The 274-nt window shown below is 53.6% G+C and carries 1 pseudogene; it reads left to right on the forward strand.

Features of this window, described 5'->3' with window-relative positions:
* A pseudogene (locus tag LRP50_RS25650) lies at positions 1 to 274 on the forward strand (hypothetical protein); the annotation flags it as partial.

Genomic DNA, 274 nt, shown 5'->3' on the forward strand with positions numbered 1-274 from the left:
ATCGATTTGGACTCAGACAACGACACCATTCCTGATGTGGTCGAAGCCGGTCTGATCGATGCGGACGGTGATCTGATGGTCGATAGCATTGACCTGCAAGCCAGCGTCGATCCTGCCCCAGATTCTGACGGTGATGGCATTCCAGACTTCCTCGATCTCGAAAGCCAGAATGCTGAAAACGACGGCACCGCCTTTGACATGCATGGCTACGACTTTGCTGCTTTCGACACCAATGGAGATGGCATGCTTACCCTTCAAGACGGCGAAGGGGGTA

Origin of the sequence: Enterovibrio gelatinilyticus (assembly GCF_028683095.1) — a bacterium.
Taxonomy (GTDB): domain Bacteria; phylum Pseudomonadota; class Gammaproteobacteria; order Enterobacterales; family Vibrionaceae; genus Enterovibrio; species Enterovibrio gelatinilyticus.